At 69.2% G+C, this 25,741-nt stretch carries 27 protein-coding genes, 2 tRNA genes, 1 other RNA gene and 1 pseudogene; 16 read left to right on the top strand and 15 right to left on the bottom strand.

The features are described 5' to 3' along the window. Window positions 1-112: 112 nt before the first annotated feature. The 3 genes from ABZ671_RS29890 to ABZ671_RS29880 all read right to left on the bottom strand — a co-directional run bounded on the left by ABZ671_RS29890 (window position 113) and on the right by ABZ671_RS29880 (window position 3,115). Window positions 113-1,783, bottom strand: coding sequence for a DUF885 domain-containing protein (locus ABZ671_RS29890; RefSeq protein ID WP_357864391.1), 1,671 nt, complete (start codon window positions 1,781-1,783; stop codon window positions 113-115). Between the two features lie 52 nt (window positions 1,784-1,835). Then, window positions 1,836-2,042, bottom strand: a complete 207-nt coding sequence (locus ABZ671_RS29885) for a hypothetical protein (protein ID WP_357864389.1) — start codon at window positions 2,040-2,042, stop codon at window positions 1,836-1,838. 155 nt (window positions 2,043-2,197) lie between these two features. Then, entirely contained in the window at window positions 2,198-3,115 is a 918-nt protein-coding gene (locus tag ABZ671_RS29880) for a hypothetical protein (RefSeq protein ID WP_357864388.1), read from the bottom strand. Between the two features lie 91 nt (window positions 3,116-3,206). Here ABZ671_RS29880 and ABZ671_RS29875 point away from each other — a divergent pair, with 91 nt between their 5' ends. Next, window positions 3,207-4,202, top strand: a complete 996-nt coding sequence (locus tag ABZ671_RS29875) for a DMT family transporter (protein WP_357864386.1) — start codon at window positions 3,207-3,209, stop codon at window positions 4,200-4,202. Window positions 4,203-4,235: 33 nt separating this feature from the next. Here ABZ671_RS29875 and ABZ671_RS29870 read toward each other — a convergent pair whose 3' ends face one another. Both ABZ671_RS29870 and ABZ671_RS29865 read right to left on the bottom strand, forming a co-directional pair. Next, window positions 4,236-5,306 carry a PHP domain-containing protein gene (locus tag ABZ671_RS29870; RefSeq protein WP_357864384.1) on the bottom strand — a complete coding sequence of 357 codons (1,071 nt, stop codon included), beginning with the start codon at window positions 5,304-5,306 and terminating at the stop codon, window positions 4,236-4,238. 69 nt (window positions 5,307-5,375) lie between these two features. Beyond that, window positions 5,376-6,131 carry a M23 family metallopeptidase gene (locus tag ABZ671_RS29865; RefSeq protein ID WP_357864382.1) on the bottom strand — a complete coding sequence of 252 codons (756 nt, stop codon included), beginning with the start codon at window positions 6,129-6,131 and terminating at the stop codon, window positions 5,376-5,378. Between the two features lie 127 nt (window positions 6,132-6,258). Between ABZ671_RS29865 and ABZ671_RS29860 the strand changes: the two genes are divergently transcribed. The 4 genes from ABZ671_RS29860 to ABZ671_RS29845 all read left to right on the top strand — a co-directional run bounded on the left by ABZ671_RS29860 (window position 6,259) and on the right by ABZ671_RS29845 (window position 8,168). Beyond that, window positions 6,259-6,651 (top strand): hypothetical protein, encoded by a 393-nt coding sequence (locus ABZ671_RS29860; RefSeq protein ID WP_357864380.1) that lies wholly within the window; start codon window positions 6,259-6,261, stop codon window positions 6,649-6,651. A 72-nt stretch (window positions 6,652-6,723) separates the two neighbouring features. After that, window positions 6,724-6,894, top strand: a complete 171-nt coding sequence (locus ABZ671_RS29855) for a hypothetical protein (protein WP_357864377.1) — start codon at window positions 6,724-6,726, stop codon at window positions 6,892-6,894. A gap of 115 nt (window positions 6,895-7,009) precedes the next feature. Continuing rightward, complete coding sequence (locus tag ABZ671_RS29850) at window positions 7,010-7,537, top strand: tRNA adenosine deaminase-associated protein (RefSeq protein WP_357864376.1); 528 nt, start codon at window positions 7,010-7,012, stop codon at window positions 7,535-7,537. 178 nt (window positions 7,538-7,715) lie between these two features. Next, window positions 7,716-8,168 (top strand): nucleoside deaminase, encoded by a 453-nt coding sequence (locus ABZ671_RS29845; protein WP_357864394.1) that lies wholly within the window; start codon window positions 7,716-7,718, stop codon window positions 8,166-8,168. 33 nt (window positions 8,169-8,201) lie between these two features. Here ABZ671_RS29845 and ABZ671_RS29840 read toward each other — a convergent pair whose 3' ends face one another. The 3 genes from ABZ671_RS29840 to deoD form a co-directional block, all read right to left on the bottom strand. Beyond that, the gene (locus ABZ671_RS29840; protein WP_357864374.1) at window positions 8,202-8,654 is read right to left on the bottom strand and encodes a thioesterase family protein; all 453 of its coding nucleotides are present in this window, start codon (window positions 8,652-8,654) and stop codon (window positions 8,202-8,204) included. Continuing rightward, complete coding sequence (locus ABZ671_RS29835; RefSeq protein WP_357864372.1) at window positions 8,651-9,289, bottom strand: TetR/AcrR family transcriptional regulator; 639 nt, start codon at window positions 9,287-9,289, stop codon at window positions 8,651-8,653. The genes ABZ671_RS29840 and ABZ671_RS29835 overlap by 4 nt, the downstream gene beginning before the upstream one ends. Before the next feature lie 110 nt (window positions 9,290-9,399). Further along, complete coding sequence (gene deoD, locus ABZ671_RS29830; RefSeq protein ID WP_357864371.1) at window positions 9,400-10,107, bottom strand: purine-nucleoside phosphorylase; 708 nt, start codon at window positions 10,105-10,107, stop codon at window positions 9,400-9,402. A 75-nt stretch (window positions 10,108-10,182) separates the two neighbouring features. On the opposite strand from deoD, the gene ABZ671_RS29825 reads away from it, so the two are divergent. Beyond that, window positions 10,183-10,272 (top strand) — tRNA-Ser (locus ABZ671_RS29825). 56 nt (window positions 10,273-10,328) lie between these two features. Here ABZ671_RS29825 and ABZ671_RS29820 read toward each other — a convergent pair. The 5 genes from ABZ671_RS29820 to ABZ671_RS29800 form a co-directional block, all read right to left on the bottom strand. Further along, on the bottom strand, window positions 10,329-10,859 hold the full coding sequence (locus ABZ671_RS29820) for a hypothetical protein (RefSeq protein WP_357864368.1): 531 nt from the start codon (window positions 10,857-10,859) through the stop codon (window positions 10,329-10,331). Next, the gene (locus ABZ671_RS29815) at window positions 10,856-11,455 is read right to left on the bottom strand and encodes a hypothetical protein (protein ID WP_357864367.1); all 600 of its coding nucleotides are present in this window, start codon (window positions 11,453-11,455) and stop codon (window positions 10,856-10,858) included. Before ABZ671_RS29815 ends, ABZ671_RS29820 begins: the two co-directional genes overlap by 4 nt. A gap of 189 nt (window positions 11,456-11,644) precedes the next feature. Beyond that, window positions 11,645-12,388: an SDR family oxidoreductase gene (locus ABZ671_RS29810; RefSeq protein ID WP_357864366.1), complete on the bottom strand. Its 744-nt coding sequence runs from the start codon at window positions 12,386-12,388 to the stop codon at window positions 11,645-11,647. Between the two features lie 250 nt (window positions 12,389-12,638). Continuing rightward, a complete protein-coding gene (locus ABZ671_RS29805; protein WP_357864396.1) occupies window positions 12,639-12,851 on the bottom strand; it encodes a hypothetical protein in 213 nt (70 codons plus the stop codon). Window positions 12,852-12,900: 49 nt separating this feature from the next. Next, the gene (locus ABZ671_RS29800; protein WP_357864364.1) at window positions 12,901-13,089 is read right to left on the bottom strand and encodes a hypothetical protein; all 189 of its coding nucleotides are present in this window, start codon (window positions 13,087-13,089) and stop codon (window positions 12,901-12,903) included. A gap of 168 nt (window positions 13,090-13,257) precedes the next feature. Between ABZ671_RS29800 and ABZ671_RS29795 the strand changes: the two genes are divergently transcribed. The 4 genes from ABZ671_RS29795 to ABZ671_RS29780 all read left to right on the top strand — a co-directional run bounded on the left by ABZ671_RS29795 (window position 13,258) and on the right by ABZ671_RS29780 (window position 18,696). Continuing rightward, window positions 13,258-13,533, top strand: a complete 276-nt coding sequence (locus tag ABZ671_RS29795) for a winged helix-turn-helix domain-containing protein (RefSeq protein ID WP_357864362.1) — start codon at window positions 13,258-13,260, stop codon at window positions 13,531-13,533. 654 nt (window positions 13,534-14,187) lie between these two features. Further along, window positions 14,188-15,060 carry a DUF4231 domain-containing protein gene (locus ABZ671_RS29790; RefSeq protein ID WP_357864360.1) on the top strand — a complete coding sequence of 291 codons (873 nt, stop codon included), beginning with the start codon at window positions 14,188-14,190 and terminating at the stop codon, window positions 15,058-15,060. 1,166 nt (window positions 15,061-16,226) lie between these two features. After that, window positions 16,227-17,135, top strand: a complete 909-nt coding sequence (locus tag ABZ671_RS29785) for a hypothetical protein (RefSeq protein ID WP_357864358.1) — start codon at window positions 16,227-16,229, stop codon at window positions 17,133-17,135. Window positions 17,136-17,220: 85 nt separating this feature from the next. Then, the gene (locus ABZ671_RS29780) at window positions 17,221-18,696 is read left to right on the top strand and encodes a hypothetical protein (RefSeq protein WP_357864356.1); all 1,476 of its coding nucleotides are present in this window, start codon (window positions 17,221-17,223) and stop codon (window positions 18,694-18,696) included. Window positions 18,697-18,747: 51 nt separating this feature from the next. Here ABZ671_RS29780 and ABZ671_RS29775 read toward each other — a convergent pair whose 3' ends face one another. Beyond that, on the bottom strand, window positions 18,748-19,374 hold the full coding sequence (locus ABZ671_RS29775) for an HAD family phosphatase (protein WP_357864354.1): 627 nt from the start codon (window positions 19,372-19,374) through the stop codon (window positions 18,748-18,750). A gap of 33 nt (window positions 19,375-19,407) precedes the next feature. Here ABZ671_RS29775 and ABZ671_RS29770 point away from each other — a divergent pair. Continuing rightward, window positions 19,408-19,816: pseudogene (locus ABZ671_RS29770) on the top strand (tyrosine-type recombinase/integrase); the annotation flags it as partial. 89 nt (window positions 19,817-19,905) lie between these two features. Here ABZ671_RS29770 and ABZ671_RS29765 read toward each other — a convergent pair. Further along, window positions 19,906-19,990, bottom strand: a tRNA-Ser gene (locus ABZ671_RS29765). 82 nt (window positions 19,991-20,072) lie between these two features. Between ABZ671_RS29765 and ffs the strand changes: the two genes are divergently transcribed. From ffs to ABZ671_RS29740, 5 genes are all read left to right on the top strand, one after another. Continuing rightward, window positions 20,073-20,162, top strand: an RNA gene (gene ffs / locus ABZ671_RS29760) — signal recognition particle sRNA small type. A 107-nt stretch (window positions 20,163-20,269) separates the two neighbouring features. Then, window positions 20,270-22,618, top strand: a complete 2,349-nt coding sequence (locus ABZ671_RS29755; RefSeq protein ID WP_357864352.1) for a DNA polymerase III subunit gamma and tau — start codon at window positions 20,270-20,272, stop codon at window positions 22,616-22,618. Window positions 22,619-22,725: 107 nt separating this feature from the next. Next, on the top strand, window positions 22,726-23,034 hold the full coding sequence (locus tag ABZ671_RS29750) for a YbaB/EbfC family nucleoid-associated protein (protein WP_357864392.1): 309 nt from the start codon (window positions 22,726-22,728) through the stop codon (window positions 23,032-23,034). Window positions 23,035-23,042: 8 nt separating this feature from the next. Then, the gene (gene recR / locus ABZ671_RS29745; RefSeq protein WP_357864350.1) at window positions 23,043-23,636 is read left to right on the top strand and encodes a recombination mediator RecR; all 594 of its coding nucleotides are present in this window, start codon (window positions 23,043-23,045) and stop codon (window positions 23,634-23,636) included. Between the two features lie 327 nt (window positions 23,637-23,963). Next, window positions 23,964-25,634 carry an ABC transporter substrate-binding protein gene (locus tag ABZ671_RS29740; RefSeq protein ID WP_357864348.1) on the top strand — a complete coding sequence of 557 codons (1,671 nt, stop codon included), beginning with the start codon at window positions 23,964-23,966 and terminating at the stop codon, window positions 25,632-25,634. Window positions 25,635-25,741: the final 107 nt, after the last annotated feature.

Below are 25,741 nucleotides of genomic sequence, written 5' to 3'. Positions count from 1 at the left end.
TATCGCCCCCCCGGCCGGGCGGCTCAAATAGTTACTTTGCGACTTCTCCCCCGGACACCGCCACCCGGGGGTGAGGCGTCTCACCCCTCCGACTCCCGGCCGTTCGTCGTCGCTACAGCCGGGCCAGCGCCCGGCGCAGCGGGTCGAGCCCCAGCGCGCCCAGGTCGAGCGCCTGCCGGTGGAACTCCTTGAGGTCGAAGTCGGCGCCCTTGCGGGCCTTCGCGTCATCCCGGGCCTGCAGCCAGATCCGCTCGCCCACCTTGTACGACGGAGCCTGCCCCGGCCAGCCCAGGTAGCGGTTGAGCTCGAAGCGCAGGTTCTCGTCCGGCACCCGGCAGTGCGCCCGCATGAACTCCCAGCCCAGCTCCGGCGTCCAGCGTTCGCCCGGGTGGAAGCCGAATGGGTTGTCCCGGGGGATCTCCAGCTCCAGGTGCATGCCGATGTCGACGATCACCCGGGCCGCGCGGAACGCCTGCCCGTCGAGCATGCCGAGCTTGTCGCCCGGGTCGTCCAGGTAGCCCAGGTCGTCCATCAGCCGCTCGGAATAGAGCGCCCAGCCCTCACCGTGGCCGGAGACCCAGCAGAGCAGCCGCTGCCAGCGGTTGAGCAGGTCGGCGCGGACGGCGGTCTGGGCGACCTGCAGGTGGTGGCCCGGCACGCCCTCGTGGTAGACCGTGGTCACCTCGCGCCAGGTGGAGAAGTCGGTGACGCCCTGCGGCACCGCCCACCACATCCGGCCCGGTCGAGAGAAATCCTCGCTCGGGCCGGTGTAGTAGATAGCGCCGTCGCTGGTCGGGGCGAGGCAGCACTCGATCCGGCGGACCTGCTCCGGGATGTCGAAATGGGTGCCGTGCAGCTCGCTGATCGCCTTGTCGGCGAGCGCCTGCATCCAGTCCCGGAAGGCTTCCTTGCCCTTGATGGTCCGGGCCGGGTCGGCGTCCAGCGCCCGTACGGCATCATCGACAGTGGCACCTGAACCCGCGATGCGCCCCGCAACGGTGCGCATCTCGCCCTCCAGGCGGGCCAGCTCCGCGAAACCCCAGGCGTACGTTTCGTCGAGGTCGACCTTGGCGCCGAGGAAGTACTGCGACGCCAGCTCGTACCGCTCCCGCCCGGCGGCCTGCTTCTGCCGGCCCTGCGGGGCCAGCTCCTTGCGGAGGAACTGCCCGAACTCGGCGGTGGCCGCGGTGGCGGCGGCGGCACCCTTGCGCAGCTCGGCGCCGAGTGCGCCGTCGACCCCGAGCCGGTCGGCCAGGCCATGGAAGAAGTTGTCGCCGTTCGGGTCGGTCCAGATGTCGCACTGCTTGGCGACCTCGACCAGCTGCACCTGAGAGCTGATCTTTCCAGCCGCGGCCGACTCGCGCAGCGTGCGCTTGTAGCCCTCCAGCGCGCCGGCGAAGCGGTTGAGCCGGGCGGCGATGTTGGCCCTGGCGTCGTCGCCCTCGGTCGGCATGAGGTCGAAGACCATGCGGATGTCGTGCAGCCCGCTGGCGATCACGTTGACCTCGCTGGTGGTCTCGCCGGCTTCGTGCCGGGCGAGTTCCAGGCCGAGGCGCTCCTGCATCGCCTCCTTGGCGGTCCGCTCGGCCGCCGAGCCCGGCTCGGTCGCGTCGAGGTCGGCCAGTGCGCGGCGGACCAGGTCGGCGCGGCCCGCGTATCCGTCTGGGGAAAGGTCGTCGAGCTGGTCGTCGTAGCCGGCGACTCCGACGTAGGTGGCGCCGGTCGGGTTCAGCCGAGCCCAGTCGGCCACGTACTGGTTGGCGAGGTCATCGATTCGTCCCACGCTGCGACCCTACGTGACCAGGTCGGGCCGCTGTCGACCGTGTTTGCCGTGTTCAGGGCAGTAGTACCGCCGGATCGAACTCGATCGGGAACGGCAGGTCGACCTTCAGCAACTCGCCGCTGGCCGCTCGGGCCGTGCTCGTGTACGAGCCGCCCGCGAGCGTGAAGAACTCCACGGCCACGTGCCGCAACCGGCGGACCACCTCCACCCGCATGAAGTAGGGCACCCTGCCCTCGGCGCAGCGGCGGGGCTGAAGCACCGTGACGTCGGGCCGGATCCAGCGCTGAGGAGCGAAGGTCAGGTTGACCGGGCCGAAAAGGTAGAGGCCGGCGGCCTCCGCTGCAGGTCCGAGGAGGCGTATTAACTTGGCTTCGCCGTAGCTTGGCGAGGGTCATGACCAGCGTCTCTGATCAGCTAAGCGATCCTGTGTTGGAGTGAGTTTCCGGGATCGTTTCCCACCTGGGCGGGGTGGCGTGGGCGTGGAGGTGGAATCCTGCGCCGAGCGCTGCCCCTTTGGGTTGGTGGCTGGTGGTGGGTGTGCTGGTCGTGGTCACGTTCTGGTGCCGGTGGGCTGCGCGGGGCAGTCGGGTCCGGTCCGTTGGTGCGTGTCCCTCCGGACGCTTGCCCGCCTGACCTGGGGGTCGGGTGGGGGAGGGTGCCCTGCGTCGCCTGGGCGCGGGGGATCAACTGCTGGTAGTGGTCGGCTTTGGTGTGCAGCCGTTCACTCTGTCGGCGTAGGCGGTGCTGCTTGGCGAGGATGCCGGCGGCGCGGAACTGGCCGCCGACCACGCGGAGGGTGGGCAGGTGCAGCACCGCCGAGACGGGAACCGTGGGCGGCAGCGCGATCGGGCAGGCGACCCACGTCCAGTCCCGATACGAACGCGGATCCGCCCGGGTAGGCAACTGTAGGCGTAGCAGCGCCTTGCCCGGGTCGGTGTCGCTGCGTTCGATGGTGGCCTGCTGCCGGTCACACGCGGCCAACAACAACATCCGCGTAACCCTCGGCACGCCTTCCACCTCGAACACATCCACCGGCAGACGGCCGTGGGTGGTGAGGAACGTGGCGGCCTGCCGGGTACGGCCCTTGATCACACTCGACGGCAAACCCGGCCCGCCCGGGACCGACCCGCGAACCTGATCCCACTCCTGCCGGGTGCGCTTGCCCGGGTCGGCGGGCCAGGTGGCCAGGATCCCGGCGGTCAGGTCGGCACGCCACTTCACCGACCGCAGGACACGCCCCGCCTGCTCCTGGGCCATCCGCATGATCCGGTCATTGACCTTCACACCCACCGGGACGGTGGTCGTCCAGCCCAGCCGCCCTCGGCTGGTCAACGCTTCCAAGCGCAAGCCGGTTGTTGTGGCGCACGACACGGCGTCTGATTTTCGCGGGACTTCGTCGTACCCCTGCGGCAAAGTGTCAGGAGTGACAGCCGATTTGACTCCTGACCGGGCGGCGCTGCGCAGCTGGCTGCCCGGCTTCCTCGCGCTCGGCGTGATCTGGGGTTCCAGCTTCCTCTTCATCAAGGTCGGGGTGGCCGAGCTGCACCCGCTGCACCTCACCCTCTACCGGGTCGCCACCGGCGCGGCGACCCTGCTGGTGGTGCTGGCCGTGCTGCGTGACCGGCTGCCCCGCGAGCCCCGGATCTGGGCGCACCTGTTGGTGGTCGCCGCCTTCGGCGTCGCCCTGCCGTTCACCCTCTTCGGCTTCGGCGAGCAGCGGGTGGAGTCGATGCTCGCCGGCATCTGGAACGCCACCACGCCGCTGATCGTGCTGCCGCTGGCGGTGCTGGTGTTCCGCACCGAGCGGCTGACCGTGCGGCGGGCGATCGGGCTGGGGCTGGGTTTCGCCGGCGTACTGGTGGTGCTTGGCGTCTGGGAGGGCGTCGGCGGGTCGCACTTCACCGGCCAGCTGATGTGCCTCGGAGCGGCGGCCTGCTACGGCGTGGCCATTCCGTACCAGAAGAAGTTCATCGCGGGCAGCGCACACAGCGGTCTGTCACTGTCGGCGGCGCAGCTGCTGGTCGCGACGGCGCAGCTCGCGGTGGTCGCGCCGCTGGTGGCCGGGGTGCCGCCGGTGCCGAGCAACCTCTCCGCGCGGGTGGTCGGCAGCGTGCTGGCGCTCGGCGCGCTCGGCACCGGGCTGGCCTTCGTGATCAACCTGCGCAACATCCGGGTGGCCGGGGCGAGCACGGCGTCCACCGTCACGTACCTGATCCCGGTCTTCGCGGTGCTGGTCGGCGCGATGGTGCTCGGCGAGCGGATGAACTGGCACCAGCCGGTGGGCGCGCTGATCGTGCTGCTCGGCGTGGCGGTCGCGCAGGGGATGCTCGGCCGGCGTCGGCCGCGTCCGGTGCCCGGCGCTCCCGCCGTGCCGGTCGGGGCGCCGGTCGCCGAGGTGGCGCCGGTCGCCCGGGGGTGAGCCGGCCCGCCCGGCCGGCGAGCCGGTGACGGGTCAGCTGCGGGTGCGAACCCACTTCACCAGCCGCTCAGCCTTCCAGGTGTTGACCACCCGGTTCGCCGGCACGCCGCAGAGCGCCGCGCGTTCGCAGCCGAAACGCTGCCAGTCCAGCTGGCCGGGGGCGTGCGCGTCGGTGTTGATGGCGAACCGGCAGCCGGCCTCCAGGGCACGACGGATCAGCCGCTTCGGCGGATCCTGCCGCTCCGGGCGTGAGTTGATCTCGACCGCCACGCCGTGGTCCGCGCAGGCCGCGAAGACCGCGTCCGCGTCGAAGTCGCTCTCGGCGCGGGTACGCGCCCGGTGCCCCCGGTCGCCCGGCCCCGTCACCCCGGCCGGTCGGGACGACACCATCCGGCCGGTGCAGTGGCCGAGGATGTCCAGGTGCGGGTTGGCGATGGCGGTGAGCATCCGCCGGGTCATCTTCGATCGCTCGTCGTTCAGGCCGCTGTGCACCGAGCCGACCACCACGTCGAGGCGGGCGAGCAGCTCCTCGTCCTGGTCCAGTGAGCCGTCGGCGAGAATGTCCACCTCGATGCCGGTGAGGATGCGGAAGCCCTTCGGCAGCGCGTCGTTCACCGCGGCCACGTGGTCGAGCTGCCGGCGCAGCCGCTCCGCGGTCAGCCCCCGGGCCACCTTCAGCCGGGGCGAGTGGTCGGTCAGCACCAGATACTCGTGCCCCAGTTCGACCGCCGCCAGGGCCATCTCCTCGATCGGTGAGCCGCCGTCCGACCAGTCGGAGTGGGTGTGGCAGTCACCGCGTAGCGCGTCCCGCAGGGCCGCGGCGGCGGCGTCCAGGTCGGTGCCCTCGGTGGCGACCAGCCGCCGCAGGTAGACCGGTTCCTCGCCGGCCAGCGACTCGACCACGCAGCGGGCGGTGACGTCGCCGACCCCGGTCACCTCGGTCAACCTGCCGGTACGCGCCCGTTCGGCCACCTCCCCGGAGGGCAGCGCGGCGAGCGTGTTGGCCGCCGACCGGAACGCCCGGACCCGGTAGGTGGCCTCGTTCGCCTTCTCCAACAGGAACGCGATCCGACGCAGGTCGGCGATGGGGTCCCGGGCAGTCATGCCCTGCAACCTACGCGCCCGGGCCGCCGGTCGCCCGGCGTCGCGCCGGGTGTCGGGAATGGACGCCGGTCAGCCGGTGCCGTCGGCCTTGGCCGGGGTCTTGGGGCAGCCATGTTTGCGCTGCCAGGCGGCCACCGGGGCGGCCGGTTCGCGGTTGCCCCGCTTCTGCCACGAATCCAGGTAGGGGGCCGGCCAGATCACGCCCCGGCGGATCCACCAGTCGTCGTGGCCCTGGCACTCCGGAGAGATGCCGAAATGCAGATGGCACACGTTGTTGGCGTTGCCGGTGCGCCCGACCTTGCCGAGCGACTCGCCGGCGTGCACGCGTACGCCCGGGTCGATGCCGGCGGCGACGGCGCTCAGGTGCGACCCGTAGTAGCGGACCCCGTCGTCGCCGAGCAGAGAGACCGCCAGACCCCCGTTGAACGGCCCGAGCGGGCCGCGCTTGTCGAACCGGTCGACCCGGCTCACTTCGAGGATCTGGCCGTCGGTGACCGCGATGACCGGGGCGCCGCAGTCGGCGAAGATGTCCGTGGCCGGGTACGCCCCGTGCGTGGGGCGGTAGGCAACCTTGTCGGCGCGTACCGGGAAGACGTGCCGCGGCGGCATACCGGTCGGCGACGGCACGGGGGTCGCGGATTCCGACCCGGCGGCGGCCGCCCCGGCGGGCTGCTCGGCGGTGGCCGCGGCGCTCGGACCCTGCCATGTGTTGCCCCCGGCGGTTGAGGGCCGGTCGGCGGTGGCGCACCCGGCGACCAGGGCCGGCAGGAGCAGCAGGACCGGGTACGCCGCACGCGGGCGGCGTACGGTCGATCGGGAGCGCATCCAGTCATCCTGGCAGACCACTACCGTGGGCACGAACGCCGAGACCGGTCCGCGTCCGTCCGGAATTCGCGGACGGTAGCTCTGCGTGATCTCGGTACGTCCACCGTCCGTGAAGGGAGCAGGGGCGATGAACGGGTGGTACGCCAAACCCGGCGAGTCCGGTCCGGGCGCGGGCCGCCCGCTGTCGCGTACCCCGTCGGGGCTCTTCCCGGCCGGGGCGCCGATGCGGCCGACGTGGCGCGAGCCGCACCCGGTCACCGGCGGTGGTGTCGCGTCCGGTGCCGTGGTCGCCTTCGCCTGGCTGCTGCTGTTCGGCCTGCTCGGCCACGATGTGCCCAGCTACGCGTGGTGGACGCTGGTCGCCGGCGGGCTGGCCTGGCTGGCCGCCGGAGTGCTGATCCGGTACGGCGACCGGGGGGTGGCCACCGGCGTCGCGATCGTCACCGCCGGCGGCTGGAGCATCGCCGCCGCCCTCGTCACGCTCCGCTGGGCGCAGACCGGGGTCTGGCCACTCTGGTGACCCCGCGTGCACGGGTTGCTGCGCAGCGAAGGCCGTCTTGACGTACGCGCGGTGACGGGCCACGCTCGCGGTATGGCCTGGACCATTCCGCCGCGGCTCGACCCCGAGCGGAGCCGCCGCCGCCTGCAACTCCTCGCCGAGTTGGCCGGTGCCCGCGCCGTACGCCAGCGCGAGCGGCCGCAGCGGGCCCGCACCGAGCGGCTGCGTCAGCTCATCGCCACCCGCCGGCGCATCGCCGGCTGACCGACTTTCTCCAGGAACGGCCCGGCCTTCGGGGCGTTGACCGGTCGCCTGCCGACCCGACCGGTTAACGTGCACGCGTGAGTCGGCGTGCTGCCGAGGCCAATTTGGGGGGACCGTGTCGTACTTCGCTGCTGCCGTGGCGCGCGTCGAGGGCGGCTGGACCGCCGACGAGGTGAGCCTGCGGGGCGTCACCGACATCGAGGAGGTCGCCGACCGGTTGCGTGACGTCGAGCCGGACGCCGACCTGTCCCTGCTGTTCGTCGAGGCCGACGACACCTATCTGGTGATCCTGCGCCTCGACGAGGGGGAGGATCTGCGGATCTTCGGCTCCGACTCGGCGTACGCGGACGAGTCGAAGCTGGGTGCCCTGCTGATCGGTGACCTGAAGACCTCGGTCACCAGCCTGGAGGACACCGACGAGCCGCGGGCGGCCGCCGGTGGCGACGACGAGACCGAGCAGCCGGCGGCGGATCCGGAGGCCGACCCGGTGGGCGATGCGGACCTCCTCGCGGACCTGGGCATCTCGGCGCAGAAGCTGCTGGCTCTCTGCGGCCACGAGGGGATGATGCCGGCCGACGTCACCGTCGAGATCTGCCAGGTGCTCGGCTGCGTGGACGAGGTCGAGGAGCTGCGTGAGGTTTGAACCGTTCGGAGCGGTGCCGACCGGCGGAGGGGAGCCGGCCGACGCCACCGATCCGGCGCTGGAGACCGTACGCCCCGGGCAGCCGACCCCGGGCGCGGTCGGCCGGGTCGGCCCCGGCGCGGACGAGGGGCTGGCCGATCCAAGCGGCGTGGGCCGCCGGCAGCGGCACGAGCTGTGGATGCGCCGGGCCCTGGAGGTCGCGGTGACCGGCCCGGACAGCGGCCCGGCGGCGGACGGGGAAAGCACGGTCGAGGACGTCCCGGTCGGTGCGGTCGTCTACGGCCCGGACGGCGCCGAGCTGGCCGTCGGGCGCAATGAACGTGAGCTGACCGGCGATCCGACCGCCCACGCCGAGGTGCTGGCGCTGCGCCGGGCCGCCGAGCGGCTGGGGCACTGGCGGCTGGCGGGTTGCACCCTGGTGGTGACGCTGGAGCCGTGCACGATGTGCGCGGGCGCGATCGCGTTGGCCCGGATCTCCACGGTGGTCTTCGGCGCGTGGGAACCGAAGACGGGCGCGGTGGGCTCACTCTGGGACGTCCTGCGCGACCGTCGCCTCACCCACCGCCCCGAGGTCTACGGCGGTGTCCTCGAAACGGAGAGCGCCGCCCTCCTCCGCGCCTTTTTTAGGTAAGGAGGGGCCCCCTCTTAACACGTCCCGTCCCGGTTACGGACGCAGCAGGGTCGCGGCGACGGCCCGGGCCGCGTCGGTCCAGGCGGTGGGGCGCATGGTCGCCGGGTCCAGCCGGACGATCGAGCGGGTGCCGTCGGCGTGCAGGGTGGCGCCGTCGGCCGAACGGAACTCATAGGCGTACCGGGCGCTGCTGGTGCCGAAGTGGTCGAGCCAGAAGTGCACGGCCACCGACCCGGTCCCGCGGATCGGGACGTGATAGGTGATGTTGAACTCGCGTACCGCGTGGAACACGTCCGGGGCGGTCTGCCGCCCGCCCTGGAAGGCGATGCCGCGCGCGGCCCAGTACGGCGTCAGGGCCCGCTCCAGCAGCACCGCGTACCGCGCGTTGTGCAGGATGCCCATGGCGTCGAGGTCGTCGAAATGCACCGGTACGTGCTCGACGTGGCCGAACTCGACGGCGGGGCGGTCGACGGTGGCGTGGGTCATGACGGACCTTCCGGTAGCAGGGTCGGATCGGGGCAGAGCGCCCGTAGGCGGTTCAGCAGGCCCTGGCGGGCGTGCCGGTAGGCGGCGTCCGGGTCGAGCAGCCGGGAGCGCATCACGGCGCTGATCCCGAGCGCGTCGATCTCGTACGCCAACTGCGGGGCGTCCAGGTCGGCGGGAAGTTCGCCGAGATCGGCCGCCTGCTGGACGAGGCGTTCGAGGAAGGCGGTCCACTGGTTGAACGCCCCGGCGAGCCGGTCCCGGACCGGGCCGGGGCGGGCGTTGTACTCGAATTCGGTGTTCGCGAAGAAGCAGCCGCCGGGGAGCACCCGGGCGGCGTAGAAGTCGATCCGGGCCTCGTGCACGGCCCACAGCCGCCGTACCCCCCGCGGGGCGCGCAGGGCCGGCTCGATGACCTGCTCCTGCCACTGGGCCACCGCCCGATCGACGGTGGCGAGCTGGAGGGCCTCCTTGGACCGCCAGTGCGCGAAGAGGCCGGACTTGCTCACCCCGAGGGCGTCGGCGAGCTGCGCGAGGGAGAGCCCGTGCAGGCCGGCCTCGGTGGCCAGGGCCACGGCGGCGTCCAGCGTCGCCGCGCGGGTGCGCTCACCGCGCGCGAGGCGGCCGTCGGAGGTCATGCGGGGAGCGTAAACCAAAAAGCACGACCGGTCGTATTTATTTTTGTGACCTGGAACGCAGCCGCCCCGCCACCGGCGACGGTGGCGGGGCGGCGAGGGCTGCGGACGGGTCAGGCGATGGCAGTGTCGAGGGCCACCTCGACCATCTGGCTGAAGGTCTGCTCCCGCTCGGCGGCGGTGGTCTTCTCACCGGTCTTGATGTGGTCGCTGACCGTCAGGATGGTCAGCGCGCGAGCCTTGAACCGGGCCGCGATCGTGTAGAGGGCCGCCGACTCCATCTCCACCGCGAGCACGCCGTAGTCGGCGAGGGCGTCGTAGAGGTCGGGGCGGTCGGTGTAGAAGGCGTCCGCCGCCAGGATCGGGCCGACATGCATGGTGATGCCGCGCCGCTCGGCGATCTCGACCGAGGTACGCAGCAGACCGAAGTCGGCGACCGGGGCGTAGTCGATCAGCCCGTCGAAGCGCATGCGGTTCATGTTCGAGTCGGTGGACGAGCCGATGGCGGCGATCACGTCCCGCAGTTGAAGGTCCTCGCGGAGGGCGCCGCAGGAGCCGACCCGGATCAGGGTCTTCACGCCGTACTCGTTGATCAGCTCGTGGGCGTAGATGGAGGCCGAGGGCATGCCCATGCCGGAGCCCTGGACGGAGACCTCGACGCCGTTCCAGCGGCCGGTGAAGCCCAGCATGCCGCGGACCGTCGTGTAGCAGCGCGGGTCCTCGAGGTAGGTCTCCGCGATCCACTTGGCCCGCAGCGGGTCACCCGGCATCAGGACCCGCTCGGCGATGTCTCCCGGCTCAGCGCCGATGTGCGTACTCATGCCAACGATCCTGCCAGGTTGGCCCGGGGGATACCGGTTCGGCGTCCGGACCGGTGATCCTGTACCCTTCTCGGCGGTGGTGTGTCCGAGTGGCCTAAGGAGCACGCCTCGAAAGCGTGTGAGGGTTTACGCCCTCCGCGGGTTCAAATCCCGCCGCCACCGCCAACGGACGAAGCGCCCGGGTATACCCGGGCGCTTCGTCGTATCCGGCGGCAAACCGGTCAGCAGGGGCCGTAGCCCTCGTTGAAGAGACGCTGGGCCCAGTCCGCGTACCCGGCGATGATCTTCCGGACCGTCGCGCCGTCGTGCAGGAAGAGGTACGCGCGGTCGCCGTCGCGGGCCAGCAGACCGTCGAACCGGTACGTCCGCTGTGGAGCCGCCAACTCGGTCGCCGACGGATAGGCGGCGCGCACCGCGGCGACCGGGGTGCCGACGGTGATTCCCTCGGGCGTGCTCATCGGGTCGTCCAGCCAGAGCAGGACCAGGCGGTTGTCGACGAAGATCGGGCTGACGGAGCCGTGCCCGGTCAGTGTCGGGCCGCACGCCGCCACGTCGGTACGCAGGATCCCGCGCCGGGTCAGCTCCTGCTCGGTGGTGCCGAACTCGGCGTTGCGCAGCCCGTCCAGGCTGATCACCTCGGCGGCCCCGACCGGCCGGGCCGGCCCGTCCGGCCCCTGTGGACGGACGCCGCTGCCGGCGAGCGAGGCAGCCACCATCAGTGCGGCGATAAATCCGAATTGTTGCAGTCTCATGCAATCCCCCAGTCCCCAACGGGACCGGGGCGCGGAGGTTGCTGGTGCTGCTCCCATTCTTCGGCGAGGTCGTCCCAGTAGTCGGCGGAGAGGCCGCGGCGGCCGTGCGCCAGCCAGCCCGCGGTGTCGCGCTCCAGGTGCAGGCCCAGCTCGGCGAACGGGTCGATCCAGGGCCCCGGCTCGGCGCCGAGCCGGGTGAGCGCCGCGTTGATCGGCCACTCGGCGCGGGGTCGGTCGAACCGGTCGTCGAAGCACGGCCCCCAGCTCACCGCGCCACCCAGCCAGACCACCGCCGACTGGTGGCCCAACCCGCCGGCGAACCCCGCCTCCAGGTACGCCACCGGCCCCTGCCGCGACCAGCCGGCCAGCAGCTCCCTCAGGGCCGGCGAGAGGACGAGCTGGAAGGGCTGCTCGGCGGACGGTTCGCCGATGGCGAAGTCGGGCAGCGCGCCGGTCAGCTCCGTGACGAGCTGCGGGGTGACCGGCAGCAGCGCGAAGTCCTGGCGGAGAGCGGCGAGGACCGCGTGGTCCAGGTCGGCGGTCTGCTCGCGAAGCAGCTCGACGTCGGCGACGACCGCGCTGAGCTGGTAACTCATCCGATCCTTTCGCCGTCCACAGGCTGTGGATAGAACATGTGTACGACGGGTGGTCAGTCGTAATGGTGTGGTCATCGTGACCCCCGCCCGCCCAGCCGCACAAGCGCGATGAGGTCGATGTCGTGGCGGTGACCGGCCCGGGACGGCGTGGGCGGCCCACCCCGTGACGAGATGGGCCGCCACGGCGGATCAGATGGTGAAGCCGCCGTCGACGTTGATCGTCGCGCCGGTGACGTATTCGCTGTCGTCGCTGGCGAGGAAGGCGACGGCGGCGGCGATGTCGGCCGGCGCGGCGTACCGGCCCAGGGCGGTGAGGCCCGAGATCAGCTCCGCGTTCGGTCCGTCCGCCGGGTTCGCGTCCGTGTCGGTCGGCCCCGGGTTCACCAGATTCACGGTGATCCCGCGCGCCCCCAGTTCCCGGCCCAGGCCCTTGGTCAGGCCGACCAGGGCGGTCTTGCTCATCGCGTACAGGGAGAAGCCGGGGAACACCGTGCGCTCGGCCATGTTGCTGCCGACATTGATGATCCGTCCGCCGGCCGTCATGTGCCGCGCCGCAGCCCTGGACGCTACGAACGGCGCCCGGACGTTGACCGCGACGGTCCGCTCGAACTCGGCCAAGCCCAACTCCTCCACCGGGTCCACCAGGAACACCCCCGCGTTGTTGACCAGGATGTCGAGCCGGCCGAACTCCGCCGCCACCTGGTCGACCGCCGCACTCAGCGCGTCCGCGTCGGCGCTGTCCACCGGCAGCGCCATCGCCCGGCGTCCCACCGCCTTTATCTGCTCGACCAGGTCCGCCGCCCGGTCCTCCCGCTGCTGGTAGGTCAGCGCCACGTCGGCACCCTCCCGCGCCAGCCGCAGGGCCACCGCGGCACCGATTCCCCGGCTGCCGCCCGTCACCAACGCCACCTTGCCGTCAAGAACATTGCTCATGGCACCCAGCCTGGCCGGCCGACCGGTGCCTGGTCTGGCGGCGATCAGACGCCGCGTTGCAGTTGGCAGCTTGGCCGCCTCGGGCTGGCTTTGCTCGCTGGAGTAGGTGCGCCCCACTGTCGAGGCCGCGACCTACGCGCCGTCGTCGGCGACCAGGCCGGGCGATCCGGGACGACCTGGATACCGGCCTTCCGTACGAACACCTCTCGCTTTGCGGTCGCGTCCCCGGCCCCGTTCAACACGTAGCCGGTCAGCCACACCCAGCCCTGATAGGTCGGGTGTCGATGGACGCGATCCGCAGCCGCAGCGCCCGGTCGCCGCCGAACTGGACGCTCGCCTCACGGGCGAGGTAGACGACGGTGCCGGCCGTCAGCGCGATCACGGACTCATTCCGGCGACGATCCGGGCGGCGTTTGCGGTGGCCCATGGCCAGCAGCGGCGCCGGGTGCCGCAGACGGGACACCGGCCGTCGACCTGCCGGTGCTGCTCCAGGTCCCGTTGCCACCACGCCGTCATGGCCGCCACCCGGCGATGCCGGCGGCGATCAGGACCAGGACGATGAGCGTGCAGACGAGCACGGTGGCCCGGAGCCGGCGATCCGGCGGCTCCGGGCGGGGCGGGATGGGGACGCGCTCACCGTCGGTCAGACGGCCGGTGCCGTGCACGGCGACCATGCGGTGGGGCGTGTCGGGCTCACTCACGACGTGTGCCTCCTCGGCGGTGGACGGCTGCGGGGTGCCGGGCGAGACGGACGGGGGGCCGCCTCGCCCGGCCGGGGCCTCGCTCGCTGCTGACGAAGGGGGACCCCGATAGAGCGAACATAGATTGCTGAGCAAGCTGAGTCAACACAGGCGACACAGTGAGTAATCGTGACTGGCAGGCTGGCGGTGCTGACGAAGGGTGGCACCGCCATGACCCACCGCCGTAAACCGTTGTACGAGCATGTCGTAGACGACATCACCGCGTCGATCCAGGCGGGCACGCTCAAGCCCGGCGACCAGTTGCCCTCGATCACCCAGCTGACCGAGCAGTACGGCATCAGCCACACGATGATCAAATTCGCCCTGCGGATCCTTGGGGAGCGCGGGTTGATCGAGACACATCAGGGCAAGGGGACTTTTGTTGCCCGGCGATCTCCGGAGTAGGTGGACAGGTCCACCGGTCCGCCGGTGGGCACCCCACCTGTCCATAGCTTCCCGCTGTTGGCCATCAGCCCGCACGCGGGCATCACCGCATGGCGCCAGCTCGCCGGTGAGCTGCGACGACGTATCGTCTCCGACGAGTGACCCCCAGTCCGCGCTGCTACCGGCGCAGCCGCGGATCGCGTGCGAGTACGGGGTGGGTAAGGCGGCGGTCAAGGTCGCAATTGCCTCACTCCGGGCTGAGTGCCTGGTCGACGTCGGGCACGGCATCGGCACGCGGTGCGCGGCCGGGCGTCGGAGCTGGAGGCGCGCTCGGCGAGCCGGAGCAGCTCATCGCGGCGCGGATGCCGACACCAAAGGAACGGGCCGCTCTGGACATCCCGGAGGGGGTGCCGGTCCTGGTCGTACACCAGCCGGGCGGGTGGGTGGACGTGTACCGCGCGCTTCACACGCGCGTCTCGGCACGCTGGACATCCTGGGCGGCTCGACCGTTTGCCGTGGACCTTGAACCTGCGGAGGGTGCAGCGACCTCGTCGGTCGGTCAGCGTAAGCCGTGAGTTCTGGCACGCCTGAAACGCGACGAGCCGAATCGTAAGTGTCAATAACTGGACCGATTCTCTGCTTGCCCGACGGGCTCCGTGATCATAGCGTCACATCATGTGGCCACGGATAGCAAAGCCTCGGGCCGGTAAGAGCGGAACCACGAACGAGGAACAATGGGCCGAGGTAGCTAATGGAGAGTCTAAGGGCTGGGATCTCGACCACGTACGAAGCCTAATTATCGATGCCGAAGAGAAGCTTCACCTTCAGGAAATATGGCGAAGGGTCGGGAAGGCCTGGATTTCCGCAGGAAACCTCGCCCTCATGGCCCTCGCCGGGGTTGCCGCCCTCTCAAAGATCGATCAGGTGACCCGGCTCTCCGTCTTGGTATACGTCATATGCGGTACGTCGCTTCTTGTCTCTCCCGTGCTAGCCTACTGGCAGTACAAGCGTACGAGGGCAACGCGCATTCGGATCAGGAAACTCCACGTCGTACGCCGACGCATCCTGGCGGACACGAGTTCAGGCGATCAAGCCGACTCAGCGCTGCCGGCCCAGAAGCGCTATAGGGACGACATTCCGGATCTGATTTCCCAGTTTCGGGAGGATGCCAGCAATACCCGCAGGGTGCACAATCGCCTTCAGAGCATAATTATTGTTGGCTCCGTGGTTACTTCCGCGATTGCTACAGCATCGGTCGCTTACAGTTACGCGAGGTGGGTAACAGTCGGAGCTAGCATGCTCGTGGGCTTGGCCGCAGGATTTATGGGCTACTACAAATATCACGAGCGGAGTTTCAACTCGCAGCAGACGGCAGACGCGATCGAGCGAGAATATGAGGCTGTTGAGCTTCGGGTTGGCAGCTATGCTGGCCTGGGCGAAAAAGCAGCTTATGCCCTTTTTGCGGCGAACGTTGAGCGGCTTCGAGATGAACAAAACAAGCGGCAGCAGCAGCTCGATCAGCCCGTTGAGGTGAAGCGGGAGGAATGACCAAGGGTGCTCGCCAGGCAGTCACATGGCGGGCCAAAGCCTGCCCCGGCGTATCGTGTTCGCCCGAGCCGGGGGCCAGAGCTCAGGCTGCGCCTGCGTGACACCGAGTCAAGCGGCGACGGTCGTCTGCGGTAGCGGCTGCCTCCCGAAGTGCCGGTGGTGGTAGGCGCGGAGAGCGCGACCAAAATGGCGCTCCGCGAGCGCCTGTCGAAGCCCGGCCAGGCTCGTGACGCTCGGTCACGCCGTCGGGAAGACAGTAGCGCGCGACACGCCGAGCCGGTGACCAGCGCTCGCCCCTACGGGCCGGCCCGCCGCACAGCCGCTCGGCAGCCGCGCGACGCGACGCTGGCCAGATCCACTCCAGGTGCGGCAGGTGGGTGTATCCGGCCGCCGGAAGGCCACAGCATGCCGCATCTCGCGTCGCCTCCCACGTGACGACGACAACTGGCAGCGGCCGTACAAGACGACGAAGGGCCGGCCCCGAGCGGGGCCGGCCCTTGCGTCAACGGCGGAGGATACGAGATTCGCGAACTCGTGAGGGTGTGAACCCAACACGCTTTCCAAGTCTGCCGTCCGGCGTTCGCGACTGGCCGCAGCCGTGCCGGGCAGCAGCGCTGGCTGGTACGGGGGCATGGCCCGGCTGGACCATCTTGAACGTGGCTGAATGCGACGACAACTGAAACAGATCATGGCTGCCGCCAGCGGGATGAACTAAGCGATTACAAGAGGGTAAGGGCCGATCGCGGCGCTGAGCTGCTTTGCTACTACGAGGGCATCCGACGCGCGTACTGGCTCGCCTGCCGCAAGCTGCTCCGGCCGAATGACGCCTCGAGCGGCCCGGACGACGGGGTCGTCGGGTCGGACCTTCTGAACGGTCTCCAAGACCGCATCGATTACAGGCAAGGCGATGCCTTGCACAGTCTGCTCGGGATGACGGCTGCATAGCTCCGTCAGTGTTTCGACCAGCGCTCCGATCTGCCGCTTGGCTTCGTAGGGATACGATTCGGCCATTTTGGGCCCTTCCTGCATTTGCCGCAATCTCACCTAAAGCTGCGTACGCTCTCACTGGCCCCTACCTACCTGCCCCCCTTGGTATCCTGACTGTCGATATCTGGCCAAGTCATCGGGCGGGGTTTCTTTGGTCCCCTGAATTCTAGAAGGCAAACATGACCGGGGAAGTGTGGGTACCCTTCTATGCGAGGCAGGAAGGTGGCCGCGAATCATTCTTCAAGCTGCATGATGGGGTCCCGGAATGGCTGAGGGAATCGCTCTGGAACTGGCTTTCTGCGGAGGTTTCAGTATGGCAGTCTTCTAGCACTGGAGGCTACTACGACCCCAGCGCTGAGAAGATCCGAGAGGTTGAGCGGCTAACCCGTGTAGGCATCGGCTGGACCGGAAATGGGAAAGAATATTCGAGTCGACTGGCCGGATTGAAGGCCCTTCGTCAAGCTCTCTATCAAGATGAACTGGCATTCTTGACGGCAGTAGACTTCCGGCTGTCGCGCTTAGATGGTCGGAAGAACTCCGGAAGAATATCTGCACTCGAAACGATCCTGAAGGATTCGTCTAGTCGGTGGCGAGTTTCTGAGGTATCCGGAAGGCCGGGGCTCGCCGACCGAATCGATGAGACGGTTCAACTGGCAGCCGAGTCCCTTGCTGCCAAGGAGGCACGATCGGGCGAGTTGCTGGCGGACGCCTGGCGTCATGCCTTTTCAATGAACCGAGACCCCTCGGCTGCTTATCGTTGCGCCGTGCGCGCCGTAGAGGCGGCAGCCGGACCTGTCCTCACGCCAAGTGATAAGCTCCCAACGCTCGGGAAAATGATTTCGGTCTTTCGTGATAAACCCGAGAAGTGGGAATTTGCGTTTACGGTAGACGCGGCGGTAGACCCGAAGAAGGTGCTGTTGCAGATGCTGCAACTGCTGTGGACGAATGAATATTCACGCCACGTTGATCCTGGTGTCGATTCGCCTCTGCACGTCACTCAAGGCGAGGCGGAGAGTGCGGTAATGCTGGCGCTTACTCTGACTAGCTGGTTCACCTCTGGCGCAGTTTCGATGCGCAGTGCCGAGTGATCTCGCCGAACATCGGCGATCGAGACGACAACCGAGACCAACAAGAGCCGGCCGCAGGACGGCGTTACATGTAGGGTGCGTGGGAATGTTAGACAAAGAGTCGCCCAACGATGGTGCGTTTGACGTCGACCCTTCTTTGGATCCTGGTTTTCAAGATGATGAAGTGGCCGAGCCAGCGGACACCCCGGAAGTGCCAGACGGTCTAGATCAAGCAGGGGTCGCGCGACTCCTCACAAGCGTCGGACATGAAGCAGAACCGAGCAGTATTGATCTGGGCCTTCGCTCTTACGACGGCGCGAGATGGTTTTCCATTATCAAAGTTCACCATAACGGCAAAAAAGAACGAGTGGGCATTCTTCCAGACTACGCAGTTCCCCTGTATGTGGAGGAGCTCAACACCGACTGGGTGGTGAGTGAGGGGGGTTTGAGCTTAACCTCGTCCGACGGCCGCTACGTCGAACTGATGCTCTCGCCGCGTTTGGCTCGCTTTGCTATACGCACAATAGTGGAAGATCGCACCTACAGTTCCCCTCGCCTTCGCTGCTCCTCGGCAGCCCCAGATGAGGATCATGGGACCTCCTTCCGTACCGCTCTCGGCCGGCGTGATGTCCCCCTCTTCGAGCGTGGGCGGCGTTATGCCCGAATATCCGTGGTTTTGCATGTAGGAAACGGAAAGGGGGATTGTCTAGAGATTTCCACCCCGTCTGCCACAATGGCCGCCGGCTACTACCGGGCCGCAAACGGCGTGCGTCCGCCCGACTTGCGGCGCGCCGCGTCAATCAAGTTGCGCTTCACAGAAAGTCGTTCCCGCGAGAACGCCATTAAGAGGGCTGAAGAAGTTGCAGAGACGCTGTTTTTCGAAATGGCGGCCACTGGTCGCTCGGTCCTCCGTCTCCACGAGCGCTTGACGGAGCGCAGGCGACGGCTTCCACGACAGCGCGACGGGGAATCGGTTCTGCGATTCCCGCCGCAGATTGTTGACACGCGAGCCAGTTCCCTTTTCATCGGGGCCGAGCAGGCAACGAGCCCCCTGAGCACCTATCTTTCATACTATCAGTCTATAGAATTTTTCCTGCCGTTCAGCGACGAACGAAATACCATTGTTCGCCTAAGGCAGGAGATCTTTTCACCAGGTTTTGATCTGGGCAACGATGCATCGCTGCTGAAGCTGGCTCGCGCGGTAGGGCGTCAAGCGTCGCCAACTGAGCGGGAGTCGTTTCAGGCCCTGCTCTCGTTTGCACTACCCAAGGATAAAGCGTTGGCGACTTTCGAGAGTGTGGACGGTCGCCATAAGGACCATTTCAGCAAGCGAGGGCCAATTAAGGACGTCGGCCTGATAAATCCGCTAGACAAAAGGCCGCTCGCCGAGCAAATCGCCGAGCGCATATACGATCTACGATGCAGGATCGTGCATTCGAAGGTGTCAGGCGGAGTAAGCGGGACGGAACCACTGTTCCCTACGGACGCTCAGGTGGATCACCTAGAGGCGGATATCGAGCTAGTCCGACTAGTTGCTGTCGAAGTCATTACAGTCTTTGCGACGCCAAATTTTAAGATATGAGCGCCCACAGCGTACGGCTCAATCGTTGGCCATGGAGAACGCTGGTCGTCCTCACCACTCTACATCTGGCAGGATGCCGGCAATCTCGCCCATGCTCGTGATTACCACGTCCGCCCCGACAGACTGAAACCGCTCGACCTTGATCGGTCGATTCGCGTAGCCAATCACCCGCACGCCGGACGCCTTTGCCCCCTCGATGTCCGAGTTTGAGTCGCCGATCAGCACGCACCGGCTCGCCGGCTGGCCGATGGCGCGCACGGCTTGCAGGATCGGTTCCGGGTTGGGCTTCATGCGGTCCGGGTCGGCGTACGCGCGGCCAACTACCGGAGACACGTATGCGGCGAGCCGGTGCGCCGCCAGGTAGGCGCTCACCGCGCCGGCCGAGTTGTTGCTGACCACTGCCACCTGCATCCCGGTCTGCCTGGCCGCCACGATGACTTCTCGGCCGTATGGCGTAGGTTCGGCAGTCTCGACAGCCCGGCGCTCGGACGCACAGAGCGCGTCCTCTATGGCCCGCGTGACGCCGTGATCGCCGGTCGCCCCGGTGCGGCGTAGCACCTCAAGCGGGTCCGGCTCGCTGGCGAGATCCGGCGGCATGTCGACACCGTGCCGCCGCAGCACATCGACCAGCTCGGCCGCAACCTGTGGCGCCGGGTAGCCGGCGAAGATGCTGCACACCGGGCCGTCGAAGTCGAGCAGGACTGCGCCGACCTACTACGGCAGCATCGAAAGGAACAGGACGCCGAGCGCGAAACCGCCGCGCAGCTCTGGCGCGATGAAGGGTGGGTGTTTGCCTCGCCAACCGGTGAGGCGATCCATCAGGACGGATTACGACGAATGGAAGCGGCTGCTCAAGCTCGCCGGAGTACGGGACGGCCGGCTACACGACGCGCGGCACACTGTCGCCACCGTGCTCCTGGTCCTCGGCGTCTCCGGCCGCGCCGTGATGGGCATCATGGGCTGGTCCAACTCGGCGATGGCCGTCCGGTACCAGCACATGACGGACCAGGTGCGCCGGGACATCGCGCAGCAACTCGGCGGGCTGCTCTGGGGCGACCCGCCGCGCCGGCCGGGGGAGCCCGGCGGGGGGCAGTCAGACGGGCCGGAACAGGGCAAGTGAGACGGCAACTGAGACGAGAACGACCGTAGAGACGACGGAGGGCCGGTCCCTGATGGGGCCGGCCCTTCCGTTTGTCCTGCTCAAGCGAGCGGAGGATACGAGATTCGAACTCGTGAGGGTGTTAACCCAACACGCTTTCCAAGCGTGCGCCCTAGGCCTCTAGGCGAATCCTCCGCGAGCCAGGATACAGGTCTCCGTCGGGTGGGCCACCCCACCACCCCCCGAAGATCGACGAGGGGTCGGGTAGGCTTGGCAGCACCTCCCGTGCGGCGGTATCTCGTGAACCTCCCCAGGGCCGGAAGGCAGCAAGGATAAGCGAGCTCTGCCGGGTGCACGGGAGGCCTTTTTGTCTCCGGGCGCCGGTAACGTCCCTGCGGGTCAGGTCACGGGGTGGTGGGTGGTCACCCGCGCCTGACCGGCGCAGAATGGCTCGGTCGAGAGGAGGCGGTACGGGTGGCACTGGCCCTTTACCGCAAGTACCGGCCCCGTACGTTCGCCGAGGTCATCGGGCAGGAGCACGTCACCGAGCCGTTGTCGCAGGCGCTGCGCAGCGGGCGGCTGAACCACGCCTACCTCTTCTCCGGTCCCCGGGGTTGTGGCAAGACCTCCAGCGCCCGGATCCTGGCCCGCTCGCTCAACTGCGAGCAGGGTCCCACCCCCGAGCCCTGCGGGCAGTGTGATTCCTGTCGCTCGTTGGCCACCGACGGCTCCGGCTCGATCGACGTCATCGAGATCGACGCGGCCAGCCACGGCGGCGTCGACGACGCCCGCGAGCTGCGCGAGAAGGCGTTCTTCGCGCCGGCCCACAGCCGCTTCAAGATTTATGTCATCGACGAGGCGCACATGGTCTCGTCGGCCGGCTTCAACGCCCTGCTCAAGCTGGTCGAGGAGCCGCCGGAGTTCGTCAAGTTCATCTTCGCCACCACCGAGCCGGAGAAGGTCCTCGGCACGATCAGGTCGCGGACCCACCACTACCCGTTCCGGCTGATCCCGCCGAAGGTGCTGCGGCCCTACCTGGAGCAGCTCTGCGAGGCCGAGGGGGTCCAGGTCGATCCGGCGGTCTTCCCGCTGGTGGTGCGGGCCGGTGGCGGCAGCGCCCGGGACAGCCTCTCCGTGCTCGACCAGCTCATGGCGGGCGCCGGCCCGGAGGGGGTCGGCTATGCCCGGGCCGCCGCGCTGCTCGGCGTCACCGATTCCGGGCTGATCGACGAGATGTGTGACGCGCTCGCCGCCGGGGACGGTGCCGCCGCGTACGCGACCGTCGACCGGGTCGCCGAGGCTGGGCACGATCCCCGCCGGTTCGCCTCCGACCTGCTGGAACGGCTGCGTGACCTGATCGTCCTGCAGCAGGTGCCGGATGCCGTCGCCAAGGGCCTGATCGACGGCCCGGACGACCAGATCGAGCGGATGGCCGCGCAGGCCCAGCGCCTCGGCCCGGCCAACCTGTCCCGCTGCGCCGACATCGTGCACAACGGCCTGGTGGAGATGCGCGGCGCCACCGCCCCCCGGCTGCTGCTGGAGCTGATCTGCGCTCGGATGCTGCTGCCCGGCGTGGACGACTCGACCGGCGGCCTGCTCCAGCGCCTCGAACGGATGGAACGCCGGCTCACCCTGGGCGGCGCCGAGCCGCCGTCGGCCGCCGCCGGCCCCGCGCCGGTCGCCCCCGCCCCCGAGGTACGCCAGGAGCCTCCCGCCTCGGCGGCTGCTTCGGCCGGCACCGGCCCGGCGTCCGGTGCGCCCGTCCGGCGTCCGGTGCCGCCGTCGGCGGTGATGCCCGATCCGGTCACCCCGGAGCCGCCGCGTCCCGGCTCGGCTCCGGCCGGCACGCTGGACGCGGTCGCCGTACGCCGGGTGTGGCCCGAGGTGGTCGGCAAGGTCAACCGGACCAACAAGCGGATCGCGGCGCTGATGCGCGACGCGGTGGTCCGTGAGCTGGACGGCGACACGCTGGTGCTGACCGTGAAGTCGACGGTGCTGGCCAAGATGATGGCTGACCACGCCCAGGTGCTCACCGACGCGCTCTACGAGGAGTTGGGCGGCCGTTGGCAGATCCGCTGCGAGGTGGCTGGCGAGCGGGGTGCCGCGTCGCTCGGCGGCCCGGCTCGCCCCGCTGCCTCGCCCCGGCCGGCTGCTGCCGCCTCCGCCACGGGGCCGGCCGGCCCAGCCCGCTCGGGCACCCCGGCCGGTGGCCCAGCGCGGGTGGCCGGCAGCCCGGACGGTGGGGGCGGTGCGAGTCGTGGCGGGGCCGCCGCCACCGACGACGAGGGGTGGCCCGAGCCGGCCCGGCCAGGTGGCGGCGCGGGCGGCGACTGGCCGGAGGCGGCCCGCCCCGGTGGTGCCGCGACCGGCTCGGGCGACTGGCCGGAGCCGGCCCGGCCGGGCGGTGCCACGGCGACGGCGACGGCGGCTCCCGCCGTACCCCGGCCGGCAGCTTCACCGCCGGTGGCGCCGCAGCCGGCGACGGGCGGTGCCCCAGCGAGCAGCGCGATCGCGGCGGCTCGGGCGGCTGCGGCGGCTGCGACGGCCGGCGGGTCGGGCCGGGAGTCCCGCGCGGCGCAGCCGCGGCAGGCCGCGGACGCCGAGTGGGCCGGTGAGCCGCCCTACGACCCGGACTACGACGGGCCGGTCCCGGCCGGCGGCGCGACCGCGACCCCCGTTTACGAGGGCTTCGATCCGGGCGACGAGCCGCTGGACGACGTGATCGACGAGCGGACCGCCCGGCAGTCCAGCGAGGAGCAGGCGGTGCAGTTGCTCCGGGAGGCGTTCGGAGCGGAGAAGATCGACGAGGTGGACGCGCGCTGAGCGTGCGCCACCCCGGAGGACCAGTGCCGTTGCCCGACTAGGCTGGGCGCGGCCGATCAGACGAGTGCGAGAAGGAGCCATCCGTGCGCCCAGGTGGACAGCCGAACATGCAGCAGATGCTGAAGCAGGCGCAGAAGATGCAGCAGCAGATCGCCAAGGCTCAGGCCGAGCTGGCCGAGGCGGAGCTGACCGGCACCGCGGGCGGTGGCCTGGTCACCGCTACCGTCGCCGGCACCGGTGAGCTCAAGGCAATCAAGATCGACTCCAAGGCGGTCGACCCGGAGGACGTGGAGACCCTGGAGGACCTGGTCGTTGCGGCCGTGCACAACGCCGCGGAGGCGGCCCGGGAGCTGACCGAGAAGAAGATGGGCCCGGTCGCGGGCGGGATGGGCGGCCTCGGCCTGCCCGGGTTCTGAGCCGGCAGATGTACGAGGGTGCCATCCAGGACCTGATCGACGAGCTGGGCCGGCTGCCGGGCGTGGGCCCGAAGAGCGCCCAGCGGATTGCCTTTCACGTCCTGTCGGCGGATCCGGCCGACGTGAACCGGCTGGCCGGTGCGCTGCGCAAGGTCAAGGAGCTGGTGCGGTTCTGCACCGGCTGCTTCAACGTGGCCGAGTCGGAGCAGTGCCGGATCTGCCGCGACCCGCGGCGTACGGATGAGGTGCTCTGCGTGGTTGAGGAGCCGAAGGACGTGGTGGCGATCGAGCGGACCGGTGAGTTCCGCGGTCGCTACCACGTGCTCGGCGGCGCGATCAACCCGCTGGAGGGGATCGGGCCCGACAACCTGCGGATCCGGGAGCTGATGACCCGGCTGGGCGGCGGCACGGTCCGCGAGCTGATCCTCGCCACCGACCCGAACACCGAGGGCGAGGCGACCGCGACGTACCTGGCCCTGCTCGTCAAGCCGATGGGGATCGCGGTAACCCGGCTGGCCAGCGGCCTGCCGGTCGGCGGCGATCTTGAGTACGCCGACGAGATCACGCTGGGCCGGGCGTTCGAGGGCCGCCGGGCGATCTGAGCGCCGTAACGGGCACGGGGAGGCGGACGCCTCCCCGTGCCCGTTGGCTTCCTGGCCAAATTGTGGGACGAGTGCCGTTCCCCACGTAGCCGTCGCTGCCGGCCAGGACACGCCGGGTTTGGTGGGATAAGCCCGATCCCGACATCTGCGCGCCGCTGTGACAGTCCTGTTTGTCGATAGCCCGAACGCTGTCAGACCCGGCGGCTTGGTGTCGGCTTGATAGCGATTGCCTAACGGCCGTTCCGCTTCTGTGTGTCGTGTCATAGCCTCCCGCTCACAGACTGAGCCACAACTTCGGCGTGGACAGGCGCATGACAGAGGTGAGAGATGCAGGCGAGCAGGCGTAAAGCAGCCGTGGCCCTCGCGGCCGCAGCCGCTCTGGCGGTCGGGGCGTCCGGCTGCGCCAAGAGCGAGCGCGGCGAGGACAGCGGCAAGGCCAAGACCGGCGGGACCTTCGTCTTCGCGGGTGCCGGTGACCCGAAGAACTTCGACCCGATCTTCAACGACGACGGCGAGTCGTTCCGTCCGGTCCGGCAGATGTACGAGACCCTCATCCAGAACAAGCCGGGCACGGCCGACCTGGTGGGCGCGCTGGCCGACACCTGGGAGCACGACGCCGAGGGCAAGGTCTGGACCTTCCACCTCCGCAAGGGCGTCAAGTTCCACGACGGCACCGCCTTCAACGCCGCCGCGGTCTGCTACAACTTCGACCGCTGGTACAACATGAAGGGTGCCGCCGCCCAGTCGCAGATGCTCTACTACATGGACGTCTTCGGCGGCTTCGCGCACAACGAGAGCGAGGACGCCGGCAAGGCGCTCTACAACAAGTGCGAGGCGCCGGACGACAACACCGCCGTCATCACCATGAACGAGTACACGGGTGCCTTCCCCGGGGCCTTCGCGCTGACCTCGCTCTCGATCGCCAGCCCGGACGCGCTGAAGAAGTACGACGCCGACACGGTCAAGCAGAACGGCGACTCCTTCGAGTACAGCGCGTTCGCCAACGAGCACCCGGTGGGCACCGGCCCGTTCACCTACGGCGGCTGGGACAAGGCCAAGGGTGAGATCACCTTGAACCGGAACGCCGACTACTGGGGCGAGAAGGCCAAGGTCGAGAAGGTGATCATCAAGGTCATCGAGGACGAGAACACCCGCAAGCAGGAGCTGCGCGCCGGCACCGTCCAGGGCATCGACTTCCCGGCCCCGGCCGACCGCAAGGCGCTGGAGGCCGAGGGCTTCAACGTCATCAACCGCCCGGCGTTCAACATCCTCTACCTGGGCATCAACCAGAAGAACCCGAAGCTGAAGGACCTGCGGGTGCGTCAGGCGATCGCCTACGCCCTCAACCGTGAGCAGCTTGTGCAGACCAAGGGCCCGGGTGGCACCAAGGTCGCCGATGAGTTCATGCCGGACACCGTGCTCGGCTACGCCCCGGACGTGCAGAAGTACGAGTACAACCCGGAGAAGGCCAAGGAGCTGCTCAAGGCGGCCGGCGCCGAGGGGATGACCCTCAACTTCTACTACCCGACCGACGTCTCCCGGCCGTACATGCCGAACCCGCAGGAGATCTTCACCGTCCTCGCCAACGACCTGCAGGCCGCCGGCTTCAAGGTCAACGGTGTGGCCCGCCCGTGGAACGGCGGCTACAAGGACGATGTGCAGCAGTTCGGCAAGCACGACCTGCACATCCTGGGCTGGACCGGTGACTACAACGACCCGGGCAACTTCGTCGGCACGTTCTTCGGCCGGGCGAAGAACGAGTTCGGCGACGCGGCGATGACCGACATGTTCGAGGCCATCACCAAGGCCGACGGCACCGTCGACGACGCCGGCAAGAAGGCCGCCTGGGAGCAGGTCAACCGCGACATCGCGGCCAAGTGGCTGCCGGCCGTGCCGATCTGGCACGCCCCGCCGGCCATCGTGGTCACCAAGGACGTCAAGGGCCTGATCGCCAGCCCGCTGACCGACGAGCGGTTCGACACGGTCAGCGTCGGCTGACGCCGCTACTGACGCCGTACGTGGAATCGGCCCGGGCCGGGCTTCCCCCCCCCCCGCCCCCCCCCCGCGGGGGGCGGGCCCCACGGCCGGATCAGCGGCCCCCCCCC

Origin of the sequence: Micromonospora sp. NPDC006766, from assembly GCF_040636055.1 — a bacterium.
Classification (GTDB): domain Bacteria; phylum Actinomycetota; class Actinomycetes; order Mycobacteriales; family Micromonosporaceae; genus Micromonospora.
This window is presented reverse-complemented; position numbering and strand designations above follow the sequence as displayed.